Here is a 24,096-nt window from a genome sequence, read left to right on the forward strand (position 1 = left end):
CCATGCAGGCTGAGCAAAAAAGGTGCAGGGCGCGGATTGGGCAGCGATGAATCCCTTTGCTATGATGCGCTGACACCAGAAGGATGAGGTAAACGTGTGAATACCGATGAAAAAAAGCCAACGCGACGTTCGCGTGCGGTCGCAGCGAAGCGGGCCGCCATACTGGAAGCGGCATTAACCTTCTTCTCACAGTTTGGCATTCACGGCACCAGCCTCGATAAGGTGGCCGAGCTGGCCGATGTCTCTAAAACCAATCTGCTCTACTATTTTCCCTCTAAAGAAGTGCTCTATGTGGCAGTGCTTAAGCAGATTCTGGATGTCTGGCTGGCACCGTTGCGCGCGCTGGCGCACGATCAGGATCCACTGGTCGCGATTCGGCGCTACATCCGGCTGAAGCTGGAAGTGTCGCGCGATCATCCTCAGGCTTCCCGGCTCTTCTGTCTGGAGATGTTGCAGGGTGCTCCGCTTCTGAAAGGGGAGCTGGCAGGCGATCTTAAGCAGCTGGTGGATGACAAAGCGGCAATTATTGAACGCTGGATTGATGAAGGACGTCTGGCGGGCGTACAGCCGCAGCATCTGATCTTTATGCTGTGGGCCACCACGCAGCATTACGCCGATTTTGCCACTCAGGTTGAGGCCGTTACCGGCCAGACGCTCAGCGATCCGGCGTTTTTCGATCAGGCTGTTGATAATGTGCAGCGCATGATCATCGAAGGGATTCGCGTACGCTAATTCAGGATACATCCACGGTTCAGGTACGGAGTTAATCAATGGATTCTGTTTCGCAACTGGTGCTGGGTGCCTCAGTCAGTGTCGCAGTGATGGGACGTCGGGTACCGGTCTGGCAGGCCGCGCTGGTGGGCGGCGTCTGCGGCACCTTACCCGATCTTGATGTCTTTCTTGATCATGGCGATGCGATACGCAACATGACCCTGCATCGCACGGAAACGCATGCACTGCTCTGGCTCACGCTGCTCTCGCCACTGGTTGCATGGCTGGTGGCGGGTCTGTTTCGCCAGCGGGTGAAGTGGGCAGCATGGTGGCCTGCCATCTGGCTGGCGCTGATTACCCATCCGCTGCTCGATTTGATGACGGTGTATGGCACCCAGCTTGGCCTGCCGATTACCGATTATCCTTATGCCATCGGCAGTATCTACATCGTCGATCCACTCTATACCCTGCCGCTGCTGGCAGGCCTGGGCGTCGCGCTCTGGCGGCGCAGTGATAAAGGGCTGCGCGGAAACCGGCTCGGGCTGATGCTGAGTACCCTTTATCTGGTCTGGAGTGTGGTGATTCAGGGCGTCGCAGGCTGGCAGATCAGAGCGTCGCTGGCGGAGCAGGGTATTCCGGACAATAAAGTGCTGGTGACGCCCACGGCCTTTAATACGCTGGTATGGCGCAGCGTGATTATGACGCCGGATCGCTATGGCGAAGTTTACTGGTCGCTGTTGTCGCCCTCACGGCCACTGCAGGTGGCGTGGTATCCGCGTCATCCTGAACTGTTCGACGCCTTTCGGGGCAGCTGGTATGCAGAACGTGTCGCCTGGTTCAGCCACGGCTTCTACGCACTGCGTGAGCAGGACGGGCAGACGACGATTGCCGACCTGCGCATGGGCGAAGGCGATAAGTATACCTTCACCTTTGGTCTGGGCACGCCTCAGCAGCCCGATCCCCGGCCGCAGCGCTTACCTTATGAACGCCCCTCTTTATCCGCCATTTTCTCTGCGCTGGGCGATCGCCTGTAAAAAAAAGCCCGGTCATCTGACCGGGCTTTTTTCATGATATTACCGATTAGCGGCTACGACGATTACGCAGCATCCAGCCGACACCCAGCAGGGCAAACCAGAGTGGCGTAACCATCAGCGCCTGGCGCGTATCTTCCTGCAGCGTCAGCAGCACCAGCACAAATGCGAAGAATGCCATGCAGACCCAGCACATGAATTTGCCCAGCGGCATCTTAAATGCCGACTCCGCATGGCGCTGCGGATGCTTTTTACGGTAGGCCAGATAGCTGCACAGAATGATGGTCCAGACGAACATAAACAGAATGGCCGAGACGGTGGTCACCAGCGTGAAGACCTTCATTACATCCGGGATCAGGTAGATCAACGCCACACCAATCAGCAGGCACAGGCAGGAGAAAAACAGGCCGGTAGTCGGCACCGCACGGGCAGAGAGTCGGCCAAAGGCGCGGCTGGCCACACCCTGCTGCGACAGGCCATAGAGCATACGGCTGGTGGAGAAGATGCCGCTGTTGGCTGAGGAGGCGGCAGAAGTCAGCACCACAAAGTTAACGATACTCGCAGCCGCAGGCAGACCAATCAGAACGAACATCTCAACAAACGGACTGCGATCGGCCATCACCTGGGTCCAGGGCGTTACCGCCATAATCACCATCAGCGCCAGCACGTAAAACATAATGACCCGCAACGGAATCGCATTAATCGCGCGCGGTAACACTTTATGCGGATTGTGGGTTTCAGCCGCTGCCGTGCCCACCAGTTCAATGCCGACAAAGGCAAACACCGCAATCTGGAAGCCGGCAAAGAAGCCGCTGAGGCCTTTCGGGAACATGCCGCCGTGATCCCAGATGTTGCTGAGTGACGCTGTGCCGCCGCCCGGTGAGGGGTAGTGAATCGATACCAGCACAATCCCGGTTACGATCAGTGCCACAATGGCGACGATTTTAATGATCGCAAACCAGAACTCCATCTCGCCAAACAGCTTGACGGTGGCAATATTGAGCGCCAGAAAAACCACCACGCAGAGCAGGGCGCTCATCCAGATCGAGAAGCCCGGAAACCAGAGCTGGAAATAGGCGCTGATTGCCACCACGTCGGCAATGCCGGTTACCACCCAACAGAACCAGTAGGTCCAGCCGGTAAAGTAGCCCGCCCACGGGCCAAGCAGATCAGCGGCAAAATCGCTAAAGGATTTGTACTCAAGGTTGGAGAGCAGCAGCTCCCCCATGGCGCGCATCACAAAGAACAGCATAAAACCGATGATCATATAGACAAAAATGATCGAGGGGCCAGCCAGGCTGATGGTTTTACCTGAGCCCATAAACAGGCCGGTACCGATAGCGCCACCAATGGCGATCAGCTGGATGTGACGATTGTGCAGATTGCGCTGGAGTTTATCGGGCGTCTCGTGGGTGCTTGCGGTTTCTTTAGATTGATCAACCATAGAATTGTCTTTCCTGTCGTGATGTTGTGTTCAGCTCTGCTGGCTGTTAGTCAAGGCGTCTGCCTGAGGGCAAGTCGGCATAAGATAGAGGAAGAGAGCCGGAATCGGGTAACGCTTTTTTACCAATTGTGATGCCTGCCGTCCCGGAAGCGGCAATAAAGCGCGATTTTGTTCAAACCTTCGTCAGCCTGGGTAATTATTCATCACGTTATGTCAGTCAGGCGGCGTGAAGGGCGATGCGCTTCTACACTTTTTGTTTGCTAATCATCATGCTGCGAGAGGGACTATGCGCACGCTTATCCTGTTTTTGCTATTGCTTGCGCTGGGATGGGTCAGCTTACCCTGGCTTAAGCAGCATCTGCCGCCGCAGTTTAATCCCTTTACGCCACTCTCTGTTACCGATCCGCCGGGCTGGATGACGCAGATTAAGATGAAAAGGCTGGCCAGCGATCCTGACGCATGTCTGGCGGTGATGCGCCGCGCTCAACAGGCGGGCTGGGTCAGCTTCAGCGAGCGTCCGGACGTCACGGGTCACTGTCCGCTCAGTCATCCGCTGCGGGTTCAGAAATTTGGCCCGGTCAGCCTCAGCAGCAGCTTTCTGGCCAGTTGCCCTATGGCCGTCGCCAGCACCATGTATGCTCTGCGCAGTCGTGAACAGATCGCCAGAGAGTTGCACAGTCCACTGGTACGAATTACCCATGTCGGCAGTTACGCCTGCCGTAATATTTATCATCGCGCTCAGGGGCGGCTCAGTGAACATGCCACCGCCGATGCCTGGGATGTGACAGGCTTTCAGCTGGCTGATGGCCAGCGGCTTGAGGTCAGTCGTCACTGGCAACAGCCGGAAGAAAAAGCGGCAATGCTTCATACGCTGTGGCGTGGCGGCTGTGAGGTATTCGGCAATGCGCTGGGGCCGGACTATAACGCCGCTCACGCCTCACATTTTCATCTGGGTATGCGAGGTGCAGGCTACTGCCGATAAATCATCAGACAGGATTAATACCGTGTTTGATTAAGAAATGTTCTTATGGTGCCAGTAAAACCCATCCAGTTATCATTGCTGAACCTGATCCCTTACTGAAATAGTCTGACAACAGGTCTGGATGCTCCTAAAAAAACCGATTTCAGGGCCATTTGTAAGAATAAAACGATGCCTGCGGGATAAAACCCTTGTGCAGATTCTCAGCGTCATTTGCTCAGCGCCTGCTGGCGGCATGATGAAATTATTTCATGATTGCGCTGGCAGAAATAAGGGAAAGGTATCGCATAAATAAAAAAGTGCGTGATTAAGAAAAGAACGGATTTTACCTGCAAATTTATTTTCAGATGATTTAGTTGCGTGACTATCGGGAAAGTGATTTAACTGATTAAAATAGAGTCAGTGCTGAGCATTACGCCGTAAATAGTGATCTCCGCCACGTATTGCGGTCAGACAGCAGAGTAAGTAAAGGCGACTTTTACGGACGCGCTGTCCTGGATCAGGTATTTGCAGTCAGATAAGTCGATAAACCACAGCAGGATGTGAATCGACGGGCACAGAGCATGGTCGGGTAGAGGAGACCAGAAAAGGTTTATTAAACAGCACATCGTTACGCTTACAGGGCTGCCACTGAAAACCGGGACAGGTCTGTAACCTGCAAGCGCGTGGCGCGGTCAGCAAGCCGGTTAGCTGCCTCAGCAGACGCCACAGGGGCTGCGGGGACGTCTGACGAAGCCTGTCCTGATGGCTGCAATGACAGAGCCGGTCTTATTTCCTGATAAAAAATATGTCAGAAATTTGCCACTGCCGCTTCGCTTATAATGGAGTAATTAACGCCTTGTTTACTCGTTATTTACCCAACAATCAGCATCGCGATTCAATATTTTCAGCAGACTTTTCAAGTCTGAGAAAAAATTGCATTGGAGGTCAGGGATTGAAATCCCATCAGAAAAATCTTATTCTTGTGGGGTGATTGAAATTGCTGTGATCGGCCTCACCTTGTAAAGGCAGGAACACTTTTTCACTCCGCTCCAACGGTGAAAGGTTAAATGCGCTGTAGATCGGGACAGGTTCGTCCTGCACGATAAATTAGTTTTCTTCTGCAAATTTATTTTATCCGATGAATCTGAATGAATATTACCGGAAGGGCGAGTGAAATTAACGCTGAGGCAATATGAGTACTGAAAATTATTTCGCCTGGCGAGCTGAGGCGAAAGAACAATTTCAGGCATTAACGGTTTCTTCTGAATTGAAGCCGTTATTGCAACAATTTATTGAATCATTAGGCTTCGATTATTTTGCCTTTTTGATTCAGCACCCGGTGCCTTTTACCCGACCGCGTATTCATTTACATAGCACCTATCCCAAACTATGGGTTAAACGCTATGAGAAGCAGAATTATTACGCTGTCGATCCGGTGCTCAGGTTGTGTCAGCGACCGGGCAGAGGCATGGCGTGGACGGAGGAACTGTTCGCTGACGCCGGCAATTTGTGGCGTGAGGCGAGAGAATATGGGCTGCAGAGCGGATTTTCTTGCTCTGCAATGGCACCAAATCGCGTCATTGGTATATTATCTATATCGTCGCAACAGCCCATTTCTGTCCAGCTCTGCCATGCTGAGCTGGAGGTGAAACTACACCTTTTAGCGGAACTAAGTCTGGATACGCTGGAACGCTTTAGCGATGATGCAATGATGGTACTAAAAAAAGAGTTTAGTCAGCGCGAGCTGGAAATTTTGAAATGGACAGCCGAAGGAAAAACGGCGGTCGAAATTTCACTTATTTTATCCATCTCTGAACATACCGTTAACTTTCACCAAAAAAATATGCAAAAGCGTTTCAATGTTTCCAATAAAACGCAGATTGCCTGCTATGCAGCGGCAATCGGACTGATCTGAACATAAAGCAACGGCTACATTTCGCCGTTCCTTTGCACAGGTCTGTTGTCTATTCTGCGCCGGGACTTTGCCAGGCTGGCGCAAAGAAATCATTGCAAACATGGGGATGTCAGAGGCGCATGATGAAAATAGTGCAAACGCAATTAAAGGATATGCCATCCTCTTTGCTTGCCGAACTCGGCAGCTACCGATACAGCGTCTTTGCGCGCGGCGAAGGGTGGTCAATTCCGCCACGTCTGAGCACGCCAGGACAGGAATATGATCGCTACGATCGTTCAGATGTCACCTGGCTGATCGCATGGAATGCGCGGGAGGGCATCAGCGGCTGTGCGCGTCTGATGCCCTGGTTCGAACCTGAACTGAGTGAAGGCATCGTACTGCCTTTCAGCCATGAGAAAGTGTGGGAAATGTCGCGCTTCTCGGCACGGCTGGATGTGGACGCTGAACTGCCACTGAATATTCTCTGGCACGCCGTGCAGCTGGCAGAATTGAACGGTATGGAATACATCATCAGTTCGGCAACGCCGATGCTGGAGAAGATGTTTGAAGAGCATCAGGTGGTGTATGAGCCGCTGACGCCGGGACTTATTCTGTCAGAAGATAATCTGTTTGCGATCCGTATTCCGGTGGTTCAGCCAGCGCTGGCTGAAAAGTATCGGGGAACGCGGCGCTTTAGTCCGGAAGAGGTTCTGCCTACGCTGGGCGTTTCGGTTAACTGGCAGGCGCACAGTTAATTAATTTGCCCCCGCGGCTGGGGGCAAGCAAGCTTACTGACGGTAGGCTGTTTTGATCTGCTTAATGGTATTGCTGAATACTTCCGCCTGAGGCTTGTCGCCCAGCGTCTGTACATAGCGTTCCATGTTGATAATCACTTTGCCGGCATCAGCCTGGCCCATACCTTTCAGGATCAGGGTGATCATCATCTTCAGACCCGCGATTTCATCCGCTAATTTCCGGGCTTCCTGCGAAGTTGCAAAATCTTCATCGCTCATGCGTTTCTCCTTGGTGAATGACAATGTGTCGGCAATCTGTCCGAACAGCAGTGCGTGAGTATATCACAGGGTCAGTAAGTTGCTGGAGCAGCCGGTTCGCTTCGCTATAAAGAGCTGGTTTGTCCAGTACAACTAATCAATCGCTGAAAGTAATTACAGGTGTTGCCGGGCCAGATATCACAAGGGCCTGCAGCGATAAGGCACAGCAAAGTCTGGTGTTAATACCATGAAATAGTAAGAGTTTAAGGATTATTCAGTACGCCTGTCGGTTGTAAGAAATCTCTGTTATTGCTGGCTGCACGGGGCTGGAAATCGTTATGCGAAGCGTCGACTGTTTTGCTTTGTTGATGTGCTTTTGAGGTAAAAGCGGGTATGATTATCGCCTGTATTCGTTAATTGATTCCTCTTTTTTTAGCCTCTGGAGTTTCCCCGTTGATCAGTGTGCTTCTTGTTGATGACCATGAACTTGTCCGTGCCGGAATCCGTCGCATCCTGGAGGATGTCAAAGGTCTGGCCGTGGTCGGAGAGGTCAACTGTGGCGAGGATGCCGCTAAGTGGTGCCGTGCCAATCAGGTTGATGTGATCCTCATGGATATGAACATGCCGGGCATCGGTGGACTGGAGGCAACGCGCAAAATCGTGCGTTACAATCCCGATATCAAAATCATCATGCTGACCATTCACACGGAAAATCCGCTACCTGCGAAAGTGATGCAGGCGGGGGCTGCAGGCTACCTCAGTAAAGGGGCTGCGCCGCAGGAGGTGATCAATGCGATTCGCTCGGTCAATGCCGGACAGCGCTACATCGCTTCAGATATCGCTCAGCAGATGGCGCTGAGTCAGATTGAGCCACAAAAAGCGGAATCCCCCTTCAGCTGTTTGTCGGAAAGGGAATTGCAGATTATGCTGATGATCACCCGTGGACAAAAGGTGACGGAAATTTCCGAGCAGTTAAATCTCAGTCCTAAAACCGTTAACAGTTACCGCTACCGGATGTTCAGCAAGCTGAATATCAGTGGCGATGTAGAGTTAACGCATCTGGCCATTCGACATGGCCTCTATAATGCGGAGCCGTTAATCAGTAGTGAATGACGTTTTTGATTCCAAAGCCTTTCTGAGTACGGTAACCAGCAAGCCCGGTGTTTACCGCATGTATGACGCCTCAGGCACCGTCATCTATGTGGGCAAAGCCAAAGACCTGAAGAAGCGTCTGACCAGCTACTTCCGCACTCAGGTCGGCAGCCGCAAAACCGAAGCGTTGGTTAGTAATATCCAGCACATCGATGTCACCGTAACCCACACCGAAACCGAAGCGCTGCTGCTTGAGCATAACTACATCAAGCTCTACCAGCCGCGCTACAACGTGCTGCTGCGCGACGATAAATCTTACCCCTACATCTTTCTTAGCAGCGATACCCATCCGCGGCTGGCGATGCACCGTGGTGCAAAGCATGCCAAAGGCGAATACTTTGGCCCGTTCCCCAACGGCTATGCGGTTCGTGAAACGCTGGGACTGCTGCAAAAAGTTTTCCCTATCCGCCAGTGCGAAAACAGTGTCTACCGCAATCGCTCCCGGCCCTGTCTGCAATATCAGATTGGCCGCTGTCTGGGTCCCTGTGTCGCGGGACTGGTCAGTGAGGAGGAGTATGCACAGCAGACCGATTACGTGCGCCTGTTCCTGGCGGGTAAAGACGATCAGGTTCTTAACCAGCTGGTCAAACGGATGGAAGAGGCGAGCATGGGCCTGCGCTTTGAAGAGGCGGCACGCCTGCGCGATCAGATTCAGGCTGTGCGACGTATCACCGAAAAGCAGTTTGTCTCGAATCAGGGCGATGACCTTGATGTGATGGGTGTGGCTTATGAAGCGGGCATGGCCTGTCTCCACGTGCTGTTTATCCGTCAGGGCAAAGTGTTAGGCAGCCGCAGCTACTTCCCGAAAGTGCCCGTCGATACCGATCTGGCTGAGGTCGTTCAGACCTTTGTCGGGCAGTTCTACCTGCAGGGTAGCGAGGCACGTACGCTGCCTGGCGATATTCTGCTGGACTTTACCTTGCCAGAGCGTGAACTGCTGGCAGAGTCGCTCAGTGAGCTGGCCGGGCGTCGGGTGAGTATTCAGAGCAAGCCGCGCGGGGATCGCGCCCGTTATCTCAAACTGGCACGCACCAACGCCGCGACGGCGTTAACCACGCGTCTGTCACAGCACTCCACAATTCATCAGCGGCTGATGGCGCTGGCGGAGTTTCTTGAGCTGGACAAAATTAAACGCATGGAGTGTTTCGATATCAGTCATACCATGGGTGAGCAGACCATCGCCTCCTGCGTGGTGTTCGACCAGAATGGTCCGCTGCGTGCCGATTATCGTCGCTACAACATCAGCGGCATTACGCCGGGTGATGACTACGCCGCCATGAATCAGGTGCTACGCCGCCGTTATGGTAAAGCGATTGAAGAAGATAAGATCCCGGATGTAATTCTGATCGATGGCGGTAAGGGCCAGCTGTCTCAGGCGAAGCAGGTCTTCGCGGAACTGGATGTGCCCTGGGACAAAAGCCGGCCGATTTTACTCGGCGTAGCGAAAGGCAGCGATCGTAAAGCCGGACTGGAAACGCTGTTTTTTGAAGCGGAAGGTGAGGGCGTTTCGCTGCCACCCGATGCACCAGCGCTGCATGTGATCCAGCATATTCGTGATGACGCTCACAATCATGCCATTTCAGGCCACCGTAAAAAACGGGCCAAAGTAAAGAACACCAGCGCACTGGAAAGCATCGAAGGGGTGGGGCCGAAACGGCGTCAGCAACTGCTTAAGTACATGGGGGGCCTGCAACCGCTGATGAACGCGTCGGTGGAGGAGATCGCCAATGTACCCGGTATCTCACATGCTCTGGCAGAAAAAATATACTACTCGTTGAAACACTAGCATTGAAACGGGGGGGGCAATGTAGGAACATAGGCTAAATTCTACCTATATCCAGACAGTTACCGGCATATGCAATTAAACATTCCGACGTGTCTCACCCTGTTTCGAGTCGTGCTCATCCCGTTCTTTGTGCTGGCTTTCTATCTGCCGTTCACCTGGGCGCCGCTGGCGACTGCACTGATTTTTGTTTTTGCTGCCATCACCGACTGGTTTGATGGCTTTCTGGCGCGCCGCTGGAAGCAGACGACACGCTTTGGTGCGTTTCTCGATCCGGTAGCGGATAAAGTGATGGTGGCCATTGCGCTGGTGCTGGTGGCGGAATATTTCCACGCCTGGTGGATTACGCTGCCCGCCGCCACCATGATTGCACGCGAGATCATTATCTCTGCGCTGCGTGAATGGATGGCGGAGATTGGTAAACGCAGCAGCGTGTCGGTTTCCTGGATTGGTAAAGTGAAAACCACTGCCCAGATGTTCTCACTGTTTGCCTTGCTGTGGCGTCCTGATGCCACCGTCGTGGCGATTGGTGTGGTGGCGTTATACATTGCTGCCGTGCTGACTTTCTGGTCTATGTTCCAGTATTTAAGCGCCGCGCGCGGCGATCTGCTCGAACCGTGATCGATACGATTTAAAAAGCAGCAAACGGACGCGCTGTGAGGATAATTTTATTGACTCATTGCGTCATCTAAGTAGAATGCATCGCATCGAACGGCAGCCAGGCTGCCAGAAGATAAATAAAATCAGCAGGTTCGACGAAATTGCTGAATTGCGGGAATAGCTCAGTTGGTAGAGCACGACCTTGCCAAGGTCGGGGTCGCGAGTTCGAGTCTCGTTTCCCGCTCCAGATTCGCAGGTCAGGTTAACCTGACGGCACATCAGTTTAAGGCGCGTTGGCAGAGTGGCTATGCAGCGGATTGCAAATCCGTGTACCTCGGTTCGACTCCGGGACGCGCCTCCAGTTACACCCTGCCCGGGTGGTGAAATCGGTAGACACAAGGGATTTAAAATCCCTCGGCTGTAAGGCTGTGCGGGTTCAAGTCCCGCCCCGGGCACCATATCGAATTACCAATAAAATCAATGATAAGCAGTGTCGTATGACCGCCCCACAGAGGCGGTTTTTTTTGTATCTGAATTACTATTCCTAATACCTCTTCCTAATATTATTTCCCCTTTGCCTGCCCTCCAACTACAGGGACAATAACTATTTTCCTGTCATATGCGGCAGTCTGCTCAACGTTCTTATGCCCTGTTATGGCTCTTTTCTCGTACAAATCTCCCTCCAGATCAGACACACCCTTGGCCTTCAAATCATGGAATGTGAAATCAAAAAGAAGCTCCGGAAATTTAAGCTTTGCCGCCTCACGTGCAGCACTCCAGCGGCTGTTAAACCCATCGCGAGTGTAGCCCGAGCCATTAGGCTGGTGGAGTATAAAGATACTGCTCATTCCTGGCTTTAGCGGTAGTCCAGATGCCATTTTTATTGCTGCAGCAAATCGTGGTGACCACGCCTTAATCTGAGCAACACTGGTCTTGCTCTGCTTGATCAGTACACCCTCATCCATGATCTGGCTCTTTTTCATTGCGAGAACATCACCTTGTCGGGAGCAAGTGAGGTAGGCCAGTTCCATTGCTATCTTCACAATATCCGGCGCACATGAATACAGAGCCTGATACTCTGCATCGGTCACATATCGATCTCTCGAGGTCTCCTTAAACTTTTTAACTCCCTTGGTCGGATTACCTTTTACCATGCCACGCTCATAGCCCCAGCGGTACATGCGGGACATAAACGCCTTTTCCCGGTTGGCCTGAACTCGACTTTTCAATCCGCGCCTGTCCATGTACTTTCTGACGTGTTCAGGACGAATTGCATCTGAGGGCATGGCACCAAAGACAGCTAAAACATTTTTTGAATACTTCAGGTAATCCCGCTGCGTTTCACGAGCAAGTTCAAAAAAATCAGCCGATTTGAAGAAACGTTCAGCCAGTGACGCCAGCAGCTTGTCATCAGGTATTTCATTGATCAGCGCCTCATATGCCGACCATACTGAGGACTGAGCTGCATCCAGTGCACAGAGGCGTATAGCGCCTCCGTTTTTGGGATGAAACTCATAGGCCGATTTGCCACGATAAACGCGCGGCGGCATCCAGGCATCAGCACTATTTTTGCGAACACGAGCCATTAATCCAATGCTCCGAAGTTGGGTTCAGGTTGAATCATTTCTGTGGCTTTGCGCGACGATATTGGGTCATTGAAATGCTGCCAAGTTGTCCGTGGGCGACCATCACGGCGAACGACGAAAAATATACCTGCCTGTTTCAGGCACTGGCATTGCTTAGACGGGATTTTATAGCCGGTTATTTTTTCGATATCGGCATCAGAAATAATTGCGTTGTTTATATCAGACATATAGTTTCTCCACACATTCCTGCTGCATCAGGTTTGTTTAGCTGTGACAGGTCACGGCGTATTGATATTCAATTTAAGTTTGTGCCATCCGCTGGTGGCCCAGCACGCCGCCTCACCCTGGCAAGGGCATGACTGCACCGGCAACTGCTCTTTGCATTTCCCGCACTGCTGGTGGGCCAGAGCCTCAAGTTGCTGCGCCAGCTCAGCGGAGTCTTTCCGGATTAACAGCGCGATATACTCGTTCAGCTCATACGGTTCGCGACCGGGGCGGCGTGCGGCGCAGTTCTGCGCCAGCATCTCCAGTTCCTGACTATCCAGCGCCAGCTCCAGCTTTTTACCACCGGCAGCGGCCTGGCGGGCACGCTGCGCTGCTTTGCGTTCGGCGGGTGACTTTGCCATTATTCAGCACCTCTACAAACAGGGCATGAGTTGTCAGCCATTGAATATGGAAAGCTGCTATCCAACTCATCGCACCATTGAAGATGTTCGTAACACCAGAATGGCTCCCACGGCATCCGGTAATACTTCATCTGACAAGTAATGAGGTAGGGGATTGGCAAGGGCGGCAGTTCTTCGGGATAAAGCTTGTCATTCAACTCGCGTTCTGCCCGCGCCAAAAGTTTTTTTAGAGCCTGATTATCCTTTTCCAGCTCATCAACCCTGGCTTGCAAATCTGCCTTGGTGGACATCACTCCACCTCCACGCGCTTAAACTCAACTACCCACACCCACGGATTAGCCTGCCAGCTGTCAGCGCCGTAGATGGATTGCCAGAGTTCTTCCCATACCTTGAAGCCATAAGTGGCAGGTCGGAAGTCATACAGGCCACAACCAAGCTCTTTGCAGATATCCCCAAGCGTTATGGCGTGCAACCGCTCCACACGAACGCCGGTAATCTCCAGCGTTATGCGGGAAGCCCAGCGCGGCATGTGGATGGAGGGCGTCCAGCCGACCATTTCGCTCCCATCCCATGAAGCCCGGTGAATACAATGCTCAGGCTTGCGATAGCGCTCAGGTATCATGCTTAGCGGAGAACCTTTGCAGCCGTAAAACTCAACATCTCCCCACGAGCCATCACGCGGCGCGTCAGGCATCCAAGTCTCACGGACCCACAGGCGATCACCAACAACACCGAAAGGGCATTTAGCCAAAAACTGGTCGTTGGTGAAGTCCTGCCATACGCCGCTGCGATCACGCATGGAATAGACGTAGTCTCCATACCATTTGTCGCCTGCTGCACGGTGGGAAATCACCTCATGGCCGCGAGCCTGCATATTTTTTGCCGCTGACTGGATGATCCGGCGCGTCTGCGTCTTTCTGCCGTCGAGAACTGCACCAACCATGTCGGCGTTAAAGAGGATTGGGCGTTCACGCATAGTCATTCCCCCATACCGATTAACGCAGGGCCATTAGAGCTACCATCCACCCCATGGAAAACTTTTGCGTGCATGCCCTCTTGATAGCCCAGATATTTGGCATGAGAGGGTTTATCAGCATTTTTGCTGTTGCGGGCCTTGGCTTTACCCATGCCCTCATCTTTCAGTTTCTGAGCGTAGGCACTCATTTTGGCCTCCTGCTCTTCATCGATGACAAGCTCTTTCACTGCGTGATAGGCACCAGAGGCCCAGCCCTCACAAAATTGGTCAGCCAGTGCCGCCTTTCGCTTCGAAGCAAGCCAACTTTCGCAGTGCTCGTTAATGAAGTTTTTTCGCGCCTGCTTAATCTGGCGTGTCAGAACGTCGAAAATGTACGCAGCTGCAACATCACGGTTATCCAACCCGTAAAAACTAACGACGCGTTTGTAGCGGTAGCCAGAGGTTGCTCTCCAACCCACAAGGCATTTCACAGCGAAGGCTTTTTCGATGGTTTGAGTTAGGAAGATCATGTAACGGGGCAGCTTTTCAGCATCACTCGGAGAGCTTTTGCTATCGCTGGTGCTGATTTCAGAGAACACGACCTCTGATTCACTCAGGCCATGCTCCCGCATGAATGCCTGCGCTTTTGACATGGCACTGGCGGCTTCTGCAGGGCTGCTGGTGTTCTCAGCCAGGCGCATCAATTTTTGGATTTTGGAGAGGTATTTCTTTTTGGCGGTTGCGTCCATCATTCAGCACTCCCAACAATACATTCCAGATACAGCCCGCTGGCAATCAGACGAGCACGGCGTACAGCTGCTTCACGATGGCGCTTAATAGCCTCTTCAGAACGGTCGTTGCTGTAGTTGATAACCATTGGCTTACATGGCGAGGGCGCAACCCGGCGCGGATTTCTGACCAGGGTGTAAGTGCGGTCAATTGATCCGCCACCGAGACAGACCTGATTGGATGCCTCAACCTGAAGTGTTTCACCACCGCGGCGCATGATGTGAAGAACCAAACGGTTGAACTCACTGAGGGTCATACCGAGTTGCTGCGCCAGCTCCCGACCCGTTGCCGGGCCTTTGGATAACTGCCAGGCGAGCTTTTCACTGAAACCAGCATTTGGGCCATTACTGCGGCGAAATTGGGCGACCTTTTTCATGACACCACCTTTAGCGTTACCGTACGTGAGCGCAGCAAATCCATTTCCATTTGGGAAATGATGTTGATCGCTTGTAAGGTGCCTGGCAGCTGTTGATTACCCATAGTTGCTACAGCCCGACGTGCCTCACCGAGTGCTTCACCACGCAGTGTTCGAATCCACTGGTCGCAGGCTGGCGTAGCAAGTGCTGCATTCAGGTCATCAATCAGCGTCAGGTCTGCGCCTGCAGCCTGTAGGGCTGAAATGGTGTCAGGTAGCACGCTGTTGATGCGCAGAACCTCTGAAGCCATCAGGCTGGCGCGGACGGTGGCAACATCAAGACGCGTAGCCAATTCACTAACCATCTTTGCCATTTCCAGCAGAGAGGTTTCTTTACCGATACTCCTGGCGAACTGGTGGCCAGCAGCGACGACTTCTTTATTCGATTTAGAAGAAAGCATGTTGCTGGCCCTCAGTGGATGGTGATGTTGATGGTTTTATTAAGCCGCTCAGCTTCACGCTGCGCCTTAATGGGATTACTGATTACCGAGCCATCAGGCATAATCCAGCCGTTCAGGATATGGCTGTAGGGCAGGGTAATGATGCCAACGGTGATATGATCATCTGGCTTTTGCATCTCAGTAGACTCCTGGATAACAAATTTCGTCTGCATCATCAGCGTCGAGAACGAGCAGGCTGTTTCCGTAGTAAAGCGCTCCTACCAGCCGTTCGAAATCTGAACGGAACTGAACCGGCCTTTTGCCGAGAGTGTCACCATGCTCCAGCTGACCATTAAACAGCTCATAGACCGGGTGGCCGTCGTGCATCATGGGCGTCTTATCGTTACCTTCACGATTGAACTGCTCATGGAAACCGAGATAAACTTCGCACTCGTGCGCTTTGTCTTTTCGGTTTCTGCGGTACGAACTTTCGGACGCGGGTTCCTTCTCAAAGCCTATGTAGAAGAAGCCATCACGCTCATCATCAATGACTACCTGCGGAGCCTCCCAGCCCTCAGAAGCGGCTTCTTCCTCGTGCTGCTCGCAGTATGCCGTCCACAGGTCAGATGCCTTGATATATTTCGGGACCTCGTGCGACTTTACGAACTCCAGCACATGTTCGCGCATCGAGGTGACCAAGCGTTCAGACACGGCGTTACCTTCCCATGTCGCGGCCAGCTCTTTCGCCATCAGCAGGTTGTAACGCGGCAGATCGACCAACTCGCTGATATTCGCGGGCAGCGCACCTTCCAGCGCCTTCTTCACCGCCTTCGGGAATTCCCCCCAACGGAACGTGTCTTTGATGGCCTCTTCATAAAGGCTGGTGACGTGCTTGCGCACCATGTCAGCAAATTCAGGTGACTTTTCAAACTCTGAGCAGTGCGCTGCAATTGCTGTTGCCAGGCTGTTAGCTATATTGTTTTCGTTACTCATTTCTGTCTCCACACACGATTTTTGGTTGCATGAATCCCTTGCCAGTGATGGCAATAAAAAACTTTTGGGATTCGTTTAAGTTGGCTGGTGGGTTACTGCAATAACCCACAGCCCGATTACTCCACACACTTGAAAGGTTGCTGCGGTGCCGGGTGCCTCCCGGTGCTCTGGTCAGACTGACAAACACCAGAGCGGAAACTCTTAGACTGTGTGCAATCTTTGTCAGTCTTCCGCGCGCGCTGGCCGCATTCACCACAACGGGGAGAGCACTGCTTAATTCCAGCTATCAGGTAGAAAGGTTCTCAGGCCCGCCTGATAGCTGCCCATGCTCCAGCTCTTGCAATGCTCTCACCGTTATGAAAAAAGGGCGGTTAAACAAACCTTCATGAGTAACCGCCAACACAGCAATTCCGTACTCTTAAAACGCTGGTCCGCGAACCACGTTTTCAACATCACACTGCACACTCACCACACCGGCATCACCACAACAGACAACATCAGCATCTGGAAAGAGCCTCAAAAAGGTAATCAGGTCCCTGACCGTTGTGTTCGACATGTTCTTGATCATTTTCATTGCCTCTCCACACACTTTTAAAAACGGCGCCTGCAAGCGCGGCTAAGTAATCTGCAATTAATCTAAGATAACTTAGATTTGAGGTCAAGAAAAAAGCCTAAATAAATTTAGGCTCCAAATTTTTTTATATGTTTAACGCCTCATAAGGCGACGATGTTCGACGAGAACGCCAATGATATTAAATTTTTCTTTGGCTGAACTGCGTACAGCAAAGTCTTCATTCAGAGGAACAAGCTCATAAATTTCCTTGCCGTCTTCAGTTACACCTCTGGCTCGGTACTTTTTAAAGGTCGCTTCGTCTTCGCCATTTTTAGCCACAACATAATCGCCAGGTTGAGGGCTAAGCTCTGGATCGATAAGGATAAGGTCACCTTCAACAAAATCTGGCTCCATCGACTTGCCCTTGATCTTTAAGGCAAACGTTCCCTGTGAGAAGTTACCAGTGCTAAACACGTAATCAATATTCCCTTCTAAATTGCGCGCATCACATTCAGGGCTCCAGACTCCAGCTTGCACATAGCTTATTACTGGAACCTTCATGCTGCCGATAGGCGCTGGCGCAATGTTTGATTCATCTTCCTTACCGTACAATAAATACGTTTCGCTTACACCTAACGCAGAAGCTAACTTAGAAAGCTTCAAACCTCCGGGTGTGTTCTGATCGCGCTCCCAATAGCCTACGGTCACGTCCGAAACGCCTACTGCCTTACCGAGCTGACCCTGCGTCAGCCTTTTTTCCATGCGTAGCGCCCTAACGCGCCCCCCAAGAGAGCTCACAGTAAATCCCCTAAATGAAAAGTAACTAAGTTATCTTAGTTTTTATTGACCAAAGTTAATTTAGAAAATACTATCTAAGAATTCTTAGGGGAGGCCATTATGACTACCAGTGATTTAGAGAAGTTTTTCGGTACGCCAAACAAGGCGGCAGCCTTTTTCAATGTTTCACCAGAAGCCTTTTATCAGTGGCGAAAGCGTCCGGGCGGTTTAATTCCAAAAGGCCGTGCCGCCGAAGCTGCCTTCCGCACTAAAGGCAAGCTCAAATTCCAACCGTCCCTTTACGACAAGCCTACTTCAAACGCTTCGTAAAGATAACCACAGAAAGCAGAGGACTACCGTGGATCAAAAGCATTGGCAAGTAGATAAACAACCGGCATGGCTGGTGGCAGCAATCAAGAAGACTATTTCAAGTCTACCGGGCGGGTATGCAGAAGCAGCTGAATGGTTGGGCGTGACTGAAGATGCATTGTTCAACCGTCTTCGTACCAATGGCGATCAGATTTTCCCAATGGGCTGGGCGATGGTCCTGCAACAGGCAAGCGGCACCAAGTACATCGCTAACGCCGTATCCCGCCAGTCAAACAGCGTCAACGTTCCGCTGGTGGACATTGAGGATGTTGATAACGCGGATATCAATCAGCGACTGATGGAGTCAGTTGAGTGGATTGGCAAGCACTCTGCCTACATTCGTAAAGCAACCGCCGATGGCGTGATTGATGCGTCGGAGCGCGAGCAGATTGAAGAGAACAGCTATCAGGTTATGGCTAAGTGGCAGGAGCATCTGACGCTGCTGTATCGCGTGTTTTGCCCGCCAGAAAAGGTGAACGCCGCAGGATTGCAGCCCGCGGCGTTCGATGCGACTAAATCAACGTGTGTGGAGAACTAATCGCGTGATCAATTTAATCAGATTATCAGGGTTACCGCAATTCCGTTGCCTTCCTTCAGCTGGTGGACGTCTCAGCAGTGAGCCGCTGCGGTATGTGCTCAATGTACCAGGCGTCAGCGAAGAAGTTAACCACAGCTTTGTTGACTGGGCTGTGGGCAATGCTAACCAGCGAATGAAGGCGACCAAATGCGAGAGCTCGACCGAATCTTCCGCGACAAGCGCGGCATCCCTGTGCGGGTCATTCGCTGGGAGCCAGAGAGCGACAGGGTTATCTACCTGCGCGACAACTACGAACATGGCGAGTGCTTCAGTTCTCTCGAACGGTTCAAGCAGTATTTCAGGGAGGTCGAAGTAATTCATGAGCCTACTTCTGAAAGTTAAACCGTTGGTGATAAGCCCTGAGCTTGCGCAGCGCATTGGTCTGAATGAGGCAATTGTGCTGCAGCAGATTTGTTATTGGCTGGAAGACACTACATCCGGCGTCGAATATGACGGCAAACGCTGGGTTTATAACACTATCGAAGAGTGGACTAATCAGTTCCCGTTCTGGTCGTCTGACACGGTTAAACGCGCTCTGACCTCTCTCAAAAAGCACAATTTGATTTTTGTCGAGCAGCTGAAAAAATCTCAGCATGATCGGACTAATTATTACGCAATTAACCACGCAAACCCACTGTTGACCGATGAGGGCAATTTGCCCTCATCGAAGGGTGCAAGTTGCACCAATCGATTAGAGCAGCCTGCACCAATCGATAAGGGCAACATGCCCTCATCCATCGGGGCAAATTGCCCTCATCTTACAGAGAATACAACAGAGAATACTACAGAGATTACAACAACCCCTTCTTGTCAGGTTGCGACGCAACCAGACGATGAGTGGTCAACCCTTCATCGTTCTCGGGAAGTATTACGCCACCTGAACAAAGTTACTGGCGCTAAGCACACAGAGGCGCAGTCGTCGATGGGTCACATCAAATCCCGGCTGAAAGATGCATTTACGGTCGAAGAGCTTTGTCTGGTGGTGGATTACAAACATGCCCACTGGGAAGGCACTGAGGAATACCAGTACATGCGGCCCAAAACTCTGTTCATCCCCGGCAACCTGCCTGGCTATCTCCAGTCAGCGGCCAAGTGGGATAAGGCCGGTCGCCCGCCACGCTCTGAGTGGAATGCCCTGAAGCGCAACATGCAGCGGGATATCACTGTCATTCCACAGCCTGACAGCTCAGTGCCTCACGGCTTTCGCGGTTAACGGGAGAAAATCATGATCAACCACGAATCAAAAATTCTTGAACTGATTACCCGCAATGGCCCGCTGAAGGTGCGCGATCTCTGCAAGCTCACTGGCCTGCATGAGACTTCAGTGAAGCGCTTTATCAAACCGTTGTTCACCAGAGGGACTCTCAAGCGTGCCAGCGACTGGAGTTATTCGATCAACACCGCCCCGTTACCGGTTGAGAGCGAGAAATACACCCACCTGGCGAAGCAGGCTACAGAACTGGAGAGCAAAGGGTTCTGGCTGCGTGCAGCACGGGTATGGCGTGAAGCAATGCTGGTGGCCAATTTCGATGCATCACGTAACGAAGCCAAAGAGAACTGCGACCGCTGTGCAGCAGAGGGTTCCCTGAACTGTGGCAGCTATGGCGGGCTTGATACAGGCCGTATTGGCGAAAGCTTCCTGAGTGAGGATCGCCAATGAAAGCGCACCTGAAGAGCCACTACCAACGCAATGAGATTTTCTACCAGGCCATCCGCACCGCAGCGGTGATGATTGCCGCACTGATTATTGTCCTGACATGGGAGCTGACCACAGCATGAGCACATTAGCGCGCATTTACGACGACAAGAAAAATAGCGATACCGATACCGGTGCAGGCGGTTCTGGAGCCCGAGGCTCGTCTGCCACGGCACCTCCAGGAGGAGGTGGTGGTGCTGGCGGAACTGCTATTAAATTAGTGACGCTCACTCAGGATGCGTACACCTTAGTCGTAGGTGCAAGGGCTGTGGGTGGATCACCAGGCGGCAGCAGTTCCTTTGGCACAGAATGCGCTGCCACAGGTGGTGGTTACGCAACTGGCGGTGGCGGTGGCGCGCCAGGCGTTGGGTCTGGCGGCGACATTAACTTGTCTGGTGGTTACGGCAGTGACGCGACAGACTCATCACTGGGAGGCTATGGAAGTGGTGATGGTGGCGCTTCTTACTGGGGAGGAGGCAGGAAAGCAGGAACAGGAACAGGTCAATCTGATTATGGTGCTCCGGGCTCAGGTGGTGGCGGCAACCAGGCTGCAAACACAGCAGGTCAGAACATGGGTGCACCAGGAATCATCTATCTTGAGGAATACTCATAATGGCTTTGTATGCGCGTATAGAAAATGATTTAGTCGCTGAGATATTTGAAACCGATGGCGACATGAAGGAAATGTTTCCTGAATCATTTACCTGGGTAAATGTGACAGAAGAAAAAAATCAGCCCGAATATGGGTGGAGTTATCTCAAAGGTAAGTTTACTGCGCCAGTTATCGATTATGCCTCTATAGCAGATCAGGAAAGGCAATATCGGTTGAATGTCGCCACTGATGCGATCAGTATCTGGCAGACAAAACTGTTGTTAGGAAGACTGAGCGATAGTGATAAGGTAAAGCTGAATTCATGGCTGGATTATATTGACTCATTAAATGAACTTGATATGAAAACTGCTCCAGAAGTATCTTGGCCTGATACTCCTGCCATCTGAGCTTAGACGGCAGGAGTTTCTTTCATCAAGGAGCTTTTGCCGTCACCTTTGGAATTTTCTTCCATGCATATCTAAACTTGCTCTCTACAAATCTAAAGCTAAACTCAGACATCGCGATAGTTAGAATTATAAAGAAAGGGAATTTTAAAAAGCTAAGATCTTTGATAATGACACTATCATCCAAAATAAAAACGTACTTCGTTATCGAAAGGGCGATGAAGTGAGTGAGATAAATAGAGTAAGATCTCGACCCAACATATAGACACACTTTCTCAAACTTTTCACTGAACAAAAAGTAGCTCCGGTTATAGCTTGCAATGAATACCATCACTCCTGAAAGCAGTGCAACCACTCCCACCTGAAAACTAACGATAGGATTGGGGTCCGTAAAAATGCAAAGCAAGAAGGTCAGAGCAAGCAGCACTGCCAAAGCCAGTACTTTGTGGGACATAAATTTAGGATTAAACCTCTGGTAGGTTTCTTTTGTGCTTAACACGGCAATGATTACCCCTAACGCAATAGCATCTGTTCGAAGCGGCCAGCCCATAGGAGTATTCGAATTCAATGTCCTCGGGATAAAGAATTGAGCCACAATAATTATTGCCATCACAATGCACAAGTTTCTGTTCTTGAACATAAACAGAAAAATTGGCAGCAAGAGATAAAACTGATTTTCTAAAGAAAGGCTCCAATAAACCCCAAGATTTCCGCAGTTTCCTGCTGGTCTGCAAGAAATAAAATAAAAATTACTTGTTTGTGTTATCGCGAAAAATGCCGACTTTAACATTTCTGGTAAAGGCAGGAATGCTTGATAGTTGTTAACCGCTATAGTCAAAGCTATTGATATGGCTATCCAAAAAAACGCGGCAGGCAAGAGCCTGAATGCTCTTTTAATATAAAACATTTTTGACTGTAACAAGAAATCAGAACGATTCATTTTGTGGAAGTCTTTGTTGATTAGACTTCTCGTTACTATGAATCCTGATACGCAGAAAAATAAATCAACACCACTTCCAAACTTACTAATATTTAGTATTTTAAAATAAAATGAATCTGGAAGAAGTATTAACGGAATGTGAGCTAGCATCACTGTAACAATCGCAATTGCCCTTAAAACCTCAATGTCTTTGTTAATCTCTTTATCAAGCATCGCTTATTCACTATTAGTTTAAGTATATTTAATAGGGCTCATGAGTGTGAGGCTATTAAGTTTAAGTGGATAATAATTTAATAAAATATATTAATCAATTGGTCGTTGATCTTTTGGTCACCAAACCATAAAAAAGCCCCGGCGACGGGGCAGACATGTACCGCGCCAGTCTCAGCAGGTTACAAGGTGACTAGGGGTAGGGTAGGTGAGCATCTTAGATAGAGCGTGGCAGGGAGCGCAAAAAAATACCTGCCCCCAGAGGCTGGTAGCAGGCATGAATCGCGGTGTAGATAATGAAACTCTTATGTGGCTTCTAAATGTTGTGAGTCAGATGACGCTCATCCTTACAGCATCATCTCAGCCAGCGGCATGAGCGCTTAGCCGTTTCACAACAAGTAACAGGTTAGAAAATGAAGTTTGAAAGACAAGCGTAAGCGGTAAAAATCCAGTTTTAGGAATAACTATAACTAACCGCTCGGATGAGTGAGACAAGGCTGCTCGTTAGTTAATTTAGTTCCACCAATAACGCGATGAGAAACATCTTATATCGCAAGGAATATCTTGTACTGCGAGAAAGATTTTTAAAAGCATTCTAAACTTGAAAAGTCCTTAACTTATTAGAGATTATCATGACTAGTCACAGAGGCGGAGCAGGCAATTTCGCAGCCAATCCAGAGAGAGCGGCTGAAGCTGGGCGCAAAGGTGGAACTGTAAGCGGAGGAAACTTTAAGAATGATCCTGAGCGAGCAGTTACTGCAGGTCGAAAAGGTGGCATTAAAAGCCGCAGAAAGTAATTGTCTGTAAGTTAGGGTGCTGTGAGGTTATGCTTCACAGCATCTGAAGAATAACTCTGCATTATCTTAAATTTTCAGCAACTACCCCTCCTTTACAAATCTCATAACTGGTCCGCCTTGATCAAATCAACCGATCGATATTACTGTTTATCCATACAGTATCTATCAGAGGGGAATTTATCATGGCGAGAGAGAGTGACATACACGCGGCATTCACTGGAGCGATAACGAAGGACGGCCGGGGGCGGCAGATTGTCACCACTGCGGCGTTCCAGAAGCGGCTGGATGACCTGAATCACGTGTGGACGCTGGCAGAGTGCAACCGGTGGATTAGGCGTTACCAGAATTTCTTCTTCGAGCTGGTTACCGAGGAGACCGAGAATAAGACCTGGTCGTTACGCAACATGGGATACGTGAGGTAACTATGGGATTTCCATCACCAGCGTCCGATTATATAGAGCGGCGCATCGACCTGAACGATGTCCTGATGCCTCACCGCAACAACATGCTGCTGGTTGAGACGTCTGACGGGTTCGTGCTGGCAGACAAATCTCTGAAGCCTGCCCCGGGAGACAAGATTGCATTCCAGATGGGTGAGTTCCCACAACTGGGCAGATTGTTCAGTACAGGGATTATCACCTCAGACGGTGAGACGATCGACGGAGAGGGCATGGAAGGCATCATTGTGCTGGGGAAAGTGACGGCCGAGGTAGTGTCAGTTTATGAGCCTTGCAGGCCAATAATTTAAGTAAAAACTTCATAATATGGCCTCATGTTCGCATCTAAGTTATTGAATAAATTAGGGCTGACCTTGAGGCTAAATTATGAAAACCTAGCATATTGTATTGATTTAACTTCTAAAAGCGCCT

At 50.9% G+C, this 24,096-nt stretch carries 34 protein-coding genes and 3 tRNA genes; 22 read left to right on the forward strand and 15 right to left on the reverse strand.

Annotated features, from left to right (window positions below; genetic code table 11):
- Positions 1-96: 96 nt before the first annotated feature.
- The gene (gene rutR, locus AC6I8B_RS07125) at positions 97-732 is read left to right on the forward strand and encodes an HTH-type transcriptional regulator RutR (protein ID WP_003849991.1); all 636 of its coding nucleotides are present in this window, start codon (positions 97-99) and stop codon (positions 730-732) included.
- A 38-nt stretch (positions 733-770) separates the two neighbouring features.
- Complete coding sequence (locus AC6I8B_RS07130; RefSeq protein WP_157351829.1) at positions 771-1,745, forward strand: metal-dependent hydrolase; 975 nt, start codon at positions 771-773, stop codon at positions 1,743-1,745.
- Positions 1,746-1,791: 46 nt separating this feature from the next.
- Here the strand turns inward: AC6I8B_RS07130 and cycA are convergent, their stop codons facing one another.
- Positions 1,792-3,186: a D-serine/D-alanine/glycine transporter gene (cycA, locus tag AC6I8B_RS07135; protein ID WP_022625909.1), complete on the reverse strand. Its 1,395-nt coding sequence runs from the start codon at positions 3,184-3,186 to the stop codon at positions 1,792-1,794.
- Between the two features lie 286 nt (positions 3,187-3,472).
- Here cycA and AC6I8B_RS07140 point away from each other — a divergent pair, with 286 nt between their 5' ends.
- The 3 genes from AC6I8B_RS07140 to AC6I8B_RS07150 all read left to right on the forward strand — a co-directional run bounded on the left by AC6I8B_RS07140 (position 3,473) and on the right by AC6I8B_RS07150 (position 6,796).
- Positions 3,473-4,168 (forward strand): extensin-like domain-containing protein, encoded by a 696-nt coding sequence (locus tag AC6I8B_RS07140; protein ID WP_069026041.1) that lies wholly within the window; start codon positions 3,473-3,475, stop codon positions 4,166-4,168.
- Between the two features lie 1,171 nt (positions 4,169-5,339).
- Positions 5,340-6,062 carry an autoinducer binding domain-containing protein gene (locus AC6I8B_RS07145; RefSeq protein WP_022625907.1) on the forward strand — a complete coding sequence of 241 codons (723 nt, stop codon included), beginning with the start codon at positions 5,340-5,342 and terminating at the stop codon, positions 6,060-6,062.
- A 122-nt stretch (positions 6,063-6,184) separates the two neighbouring features.
- Complete coding sequence (locus AC6I8B_RS07150) at positions 6,185-6,796, forward strand: acyl-homoserine-lactone synthase (RefSeq protein ID WP_029518973.1); 612 nt, start codon at positions 6,185-6,187, stop codon at positions 6,794-6,796.
- 33 nt (positions 6,797-6,829) lie between these two features.
- Here the strand turns inward: AC6I8B_RS07150 and AC6I8B_RS07155 are convergent, their stop codons facing one another.
- Positions 6,830-7,054 carry a DUF2594 family protein gene (locus tag AC6I8B_RS07155; protein WP_003849983.1) on the reverse strand — a complete coding sequence of 75 codons (225 nt, stop codon included), beginning with the start codon at positions 7,052-7,054 and terminating at the stop codon, positions 6,830-6,832.
- Between the two features lie 432 nt (positions 7,055-7,486).
- Between AC6I8B_RS07155 and uvrY the strand changes: the two genes are divergently transcribed.
- From uvrY to AC6I8B_RS07185, 6 genes are all read left to right on the forward strand, one after another.
- Positions 7,487-8,146, forward strand: a complete 660-nt coding sequence (gene uvrY / locus AC6I8B_RS07160) for a UvrY/SirA/GacA family response regulator transcription factor (protein ID WP_010246608.1) — start codon at positions 7,487-7,489, stop codon at positions 8,144-8,146.
- A complete protein-coding gene (uvrC, locus tag AC6I8B_RS07165) occupies positions 8,139-9,971 on the forward strand; it encodes an excinuclease ABC subunit UvrC (protein WP_022625905.1) in 1,833 nt (610 codons plus the stop codon). Before uvrY ends, uvrC begins: the two co-directional genes overlap by 8 nt.
- A gap of 69 nt (positions 9,972-10,040) precedes the next feature.
- Entirely contained in the window at positions 10,041-10,589 is a 549-nt protein-coding gene (pgsA, locus tag AC6I8B_RS07170) for a CDP-diacylglycerol--glycerol-3-phosphate 3-phosphatidyltransferase (protein WP_010246604.1), read from the forward strand.
- A gap of 150 nt (positions 10,590-10,739) precedes the next feature.
- Positions 10,740-10,815, forward strand: a tRNA-Gly gene (locus tag AC6I8B_RS07175).
- A gap of 40 nt (positions 10,816-10,855) precedes the next feature.
- Positions 10,856-10,929 (forward strand) — tRNA-Cys (locus AC6I8B_RS07180).
- Positions 10,930-10,939: 10 nt separating this feature from the next.
- A tRNA-Leu gene (locus AC6I8B_RS07185) sits at positions 10,940-11,026 on the forward strand.
- A gap of 105 nt (positions 11,027-11,131) precedes the next feature.
- On the opposite strand, the gene AC6I8B_RS07190 is transcribed toward AC6I8B_RS07185, so the two are convergent.
- From AC6I8B_RS07190 to AC6I8B_RS07245, 12 genes are all read right to left on the reverse strand, one after another.
- On the reverse strand, positions 11,132-12,154 hold the full coding sequence (locus tag AC6I8B_RS07190; RefSeq protein WP_497817668.1) for a tyrosine-type recombinase/integrase: 1,023 nt from the start codon (positions 12,152-12,154) through the stop codon (positions 11,132-11,134).
- Positions 12,154-12,381, reverse strand: a complete 228-nt coding sequence (locus AC6I8B_RS07195) for a DUF4224 domain-containing protein (protein ID WP_497817669.1) — start codon at positions 12,379-12,381, stop codon at positions 12,154-12,156. The genes AC6I8B_RS07190 and AC6I8B_RS07195 overlap by 1 nt, the downstream gene beginning before the upstream one ends.
- Positions 12,382-12,432: 51 nt before the next feature.
- Complete coding sequence (locus AC6I8B_RS07200; RefSeq protein WP_497817670.1) at positions 12,433-12,780, reverse strand: hypothetical protein; 348 nt, start codon at positions 12,778-12,780, stop codon at positions 12,433-12,435.
- Positions 12,780-13,070, reverse strand: coding sequence for an antitoxin PHD (locus AC6I8B_RS07205; protein WP_497817671.1), 291 nt, complete (start codon positions 13,068-13,070; stop codon positions 12,780-12,782). Before AC6I8B_RS07205 ends, AC6I8B_RS07200 begins: the two co-directional genes overlap by 1 nt.
- Complete coding sequence (locus tag AC6I8B_RS07210; protein WP_497817672.1) at positions 13,070-13,756, reverse strand: hypothetical protein; 687 nt, start codon at positions 13,754-13,756, stop codon at positions 13,070-13,072. The genes AC6I8B_RS07205 and AC6I8B_RS07210 overlap by 1 nt, the downstream gene beginning before the upstream one ends.
- 2 nt (positions 13,757-13,758) lie before the next feature.
- Entirely contained in the window at positions 13,759-14,487 is a 729-nt protein-coding gene (locus tag AC6I8B_RS07215) for a DUF2786 domain-containing protein (RefSeq protein ID WP_497817673.1), read from the reverse strand.
- Positions 14,484-14,900, reverse strand: a complete 417-nt coding sequence (locus AC6I8B_RS07220; RefSeq protein WP_497817674.1) for a hypothetical protein — start codon at positions 14,898-14,900, stop codon at positions 14,484-14,486. The genes AC6I8B_RS07215 and AC6I8B_RS07220 overlap by 4 nt, the downstream gene beginning before the upstream one ends.
- Positions 14,897-15,340 (reverse strand): hypothetical protein, encoded by a 444-nt coding sequence (locus AC6I8B_RS07225; RefSeq protein WP_497817675.1) that lies wholly within the window; start codon positions 15,338-15,340, stop codon positions 14,897-14,899. The genes AC6I8B_RS07220 and AC6I8B_RS07225 overlap by 4 nt, the downstream gene beginning before the upstream one ends.
- A gap of 11 nt (positions 15,341-15,351) precedes the next feature.
- On the reverse strand, positions 15,352-15,516 hold the full coding sequence (locus AC6I8B_RS07230; RefSeq protein WP_033771331.1) for a DUF1317 family protein: 165 nt from the start codon (positions 15,514-15,516) through the stop codon (positions 15,352-15,354).
- A gap of 1 nt (position 15,517) precedes the next feature.
- Positions 15,518-16,312: a hypothetical protein gene (locus AC6I8B_RS07235; RefSeq protein WP_497817676.1), complete on the reverse strand. Its 795-nt coding sequence runs from the start codon at positions 16,310-16,312 to the stop codon at positions 15,518-15,520.
- A gap of 418 nt (positions 16,313-16,730) precedes the next feature.
- Positions 16,731-16,886, reverse strand: coding sequence for a hypothetical protein (locus AC6I8B_RS07240; RefSeq protein ID WP_176442671.1), 156 nt, complete (start codon positions 16,884-16,886; stop codon positions 16,731-16,733).
- Positions 16,887-17,018: 132 nt separating this feature from the next.
- Positions 17,019-17,627 carry a LexA family protein gene (locus tag AC6I8B_RS07245; protein ID WP_497817677.1) on the reverse strand — a complete coding sequence of 203 codons (609 nt, stop codon included), beginning with the start codon at positions 17,625-17,627 and terminating at the stop codon, positions 17,019-17,021.
- A gap of 135 nt (positions 17,628-17,762) precedes the next feature.
- On the opposite strand from AC6I8B_RS07245, the gene AC6I8B_RS07250 reads away from it, so the two are divergent.
- From AC6I8B_RS07250 to AC6I8B_RS07285, 8 genes are all read left to right on the forward strand, one after another.
- On the forward strand, positions 17,763-17,972 hold the full coding sequence (locus tag AC6I8B_RS07250) for a Cro/CI family transcriptional regulator (protein WP_089414382.1): 210 nt from the start codon (positions 17,763-17,765) through the stop codon (positions 17,970-17,972).
- Between the two features lie 28 nt (positions 17,973-18,000).
- Positions 18,001-18,549: a YmfL family putative regulatory protein gene (locus tag AC6I8B_RS07255; protein ID WP_497817678.1), complete on the forward strand. Its 549-nt coding sequence runs from the start codon at positions 18,001-18,003 to the stop codon at positions 18,547-18,549.
- A 186-nt stretch (positions 18,550-18,735) separates the two neighbouring features.
- Positions 18,736-18,930, forward strand: a complete 195-nt coding sequence (locus tag AC6I8B_RS07260; protein WP_497817679.1) for a DUF4222 domain-containing protein — start codon at positions 18,736-18,738, stop codon at positions 18,928-18,930.
- Entirely contained in the window at positions 18,908-19,801 is an 894-nt protein-coding gene (locus tag AC6I8B_RS07265) for a conserved phage C-terminal domain-containing protein (protein ID WP_497817680.1), read from the forward strand. Before AC6I8B_RS07260 ends, AC6I8B_RS07265 begins: the two co-directional genes overlap by 23 nt.
- A gap of 12 nt (positions 19,802-19,813) precedes the next feature.
- The gene (locus tag AC6I8B_RS07270; RefSeq protein ID WP_497817681.1) at positions 19,814-20,248 is read left to right on the forward strand and encodes a PerC family transcriptional regulator; all 435 of its coding nucleotides are present in this window, start codon (positions 19,814-19,816) and stop codon (positions 20,246-20,248) included.
- Positions 20,245-20,367, forward strand: a complete 123-nt coding sequence (locus tag AC6I8B_RS07275) for a hypothetical protein (protein WP_254920038.1) — start codon at positions 20,245-20,247, stop codon at positions 20,365-20,367. The genes AC6I8B_RS07270 and AC6I8B_RS07275 overlap by 4 nt, the downstream gene beginning before the upstream one ends.
- 216 nt (positions 20,368-20,583) lie before the next feature.
- Positions 20,584-20,925 (forward strand): hypothetical protein, encoded by a 342-nt coding sequence (locus AC6I8B_RS07280; RefSeq protein ID WP_497817682.1) that lies wholly within the window; start codon positions 20,584-20,586, stop codon positions 20,923-20,925.
- The gene (locus AC6I8B_RS07285) at positions 20,897-21,283 is read left to right on the forward strand and encodes a tail fiber assembly protein (RefSeq protein WP_223563916.1); all 387 of its coding nucleotides are present in this window, start codon (positions 20,897-20,899) and stop codon (positions 21,281-21,283) included. The genes AC6I8B_RS07280 and AC6I8B_RS07285 overlap by 29 nt, the downstream gene beginning before the upstream one ends.
- 25 nt (positions 21,284-21,308) lie before the next feature.
- On the opposite strand, the gene AC6I8B_RS07290 is transcribed toward AC6I8B_RS07285, so the two are convergent.
- A complete protein-coding gene (locus AC6I8B_RS07290) occupies positions 21,309-22,433 on the reverse strand; it encodes an acyltransferase family protein (protein WP_497817683.1) in 1,125 nt (374 codons plus the stop codon).
- 629 nt (positions 22,434-23,062) lie between these two features.
- On the opposite strand from AC6I8B_RS07290, the gene AC6I8B_RS07295 reads away from it, so the two are divergent.
- The 3 genes from AC6I8B_RS07295 (at position 23,063) to AC6I8B_RS07305 (ending at position 23,975) form a co-directional block, all read left to right on the forward strand.
- Positions 23,063-23,227, forward strand: a complete 165-nt coding sequence (locus AC6I8B_RS07295) for a con-10 family general stress protein (RefSeq protein WP_497817684.1) — start codon at positions 23,063-23,065, stop codon at positions 23,225-23,227.
- 182 nt (positions 23,228-23,409) lie between these two features.
- Positions 23,410-23,649 carry a hypothetical protein gene (locus AC6I8B_RS07300; protein WP_497817685.1) on the forward strand — a complete coding sequence of 80 codons (240 nt, stop codon included), beginning with the start codon at positions 23,410-23,412 and terminating at the stop codon, positions 23,647-23,649.
- A 2-nt stretch (positions 23,650-23,651) separates the two neighbouring features.
- Positions 23,652-23,975, forward strand: coding sequence for a S24/S26 family peptidase (locus AC6I8B_RS07305; RefSeq protein ID WP_497817686.1), 324 nt, complete (start codon positions 23,652-23,654; stop codon positions 23,973-23,975).
- The last annotated feature ends 121 nt before the right edge of the window (positions 23,976-24,096 follow it).

Source organism: Pantoea sp. X-Soil-ISGK-285 (assembly GCF_059730815.1).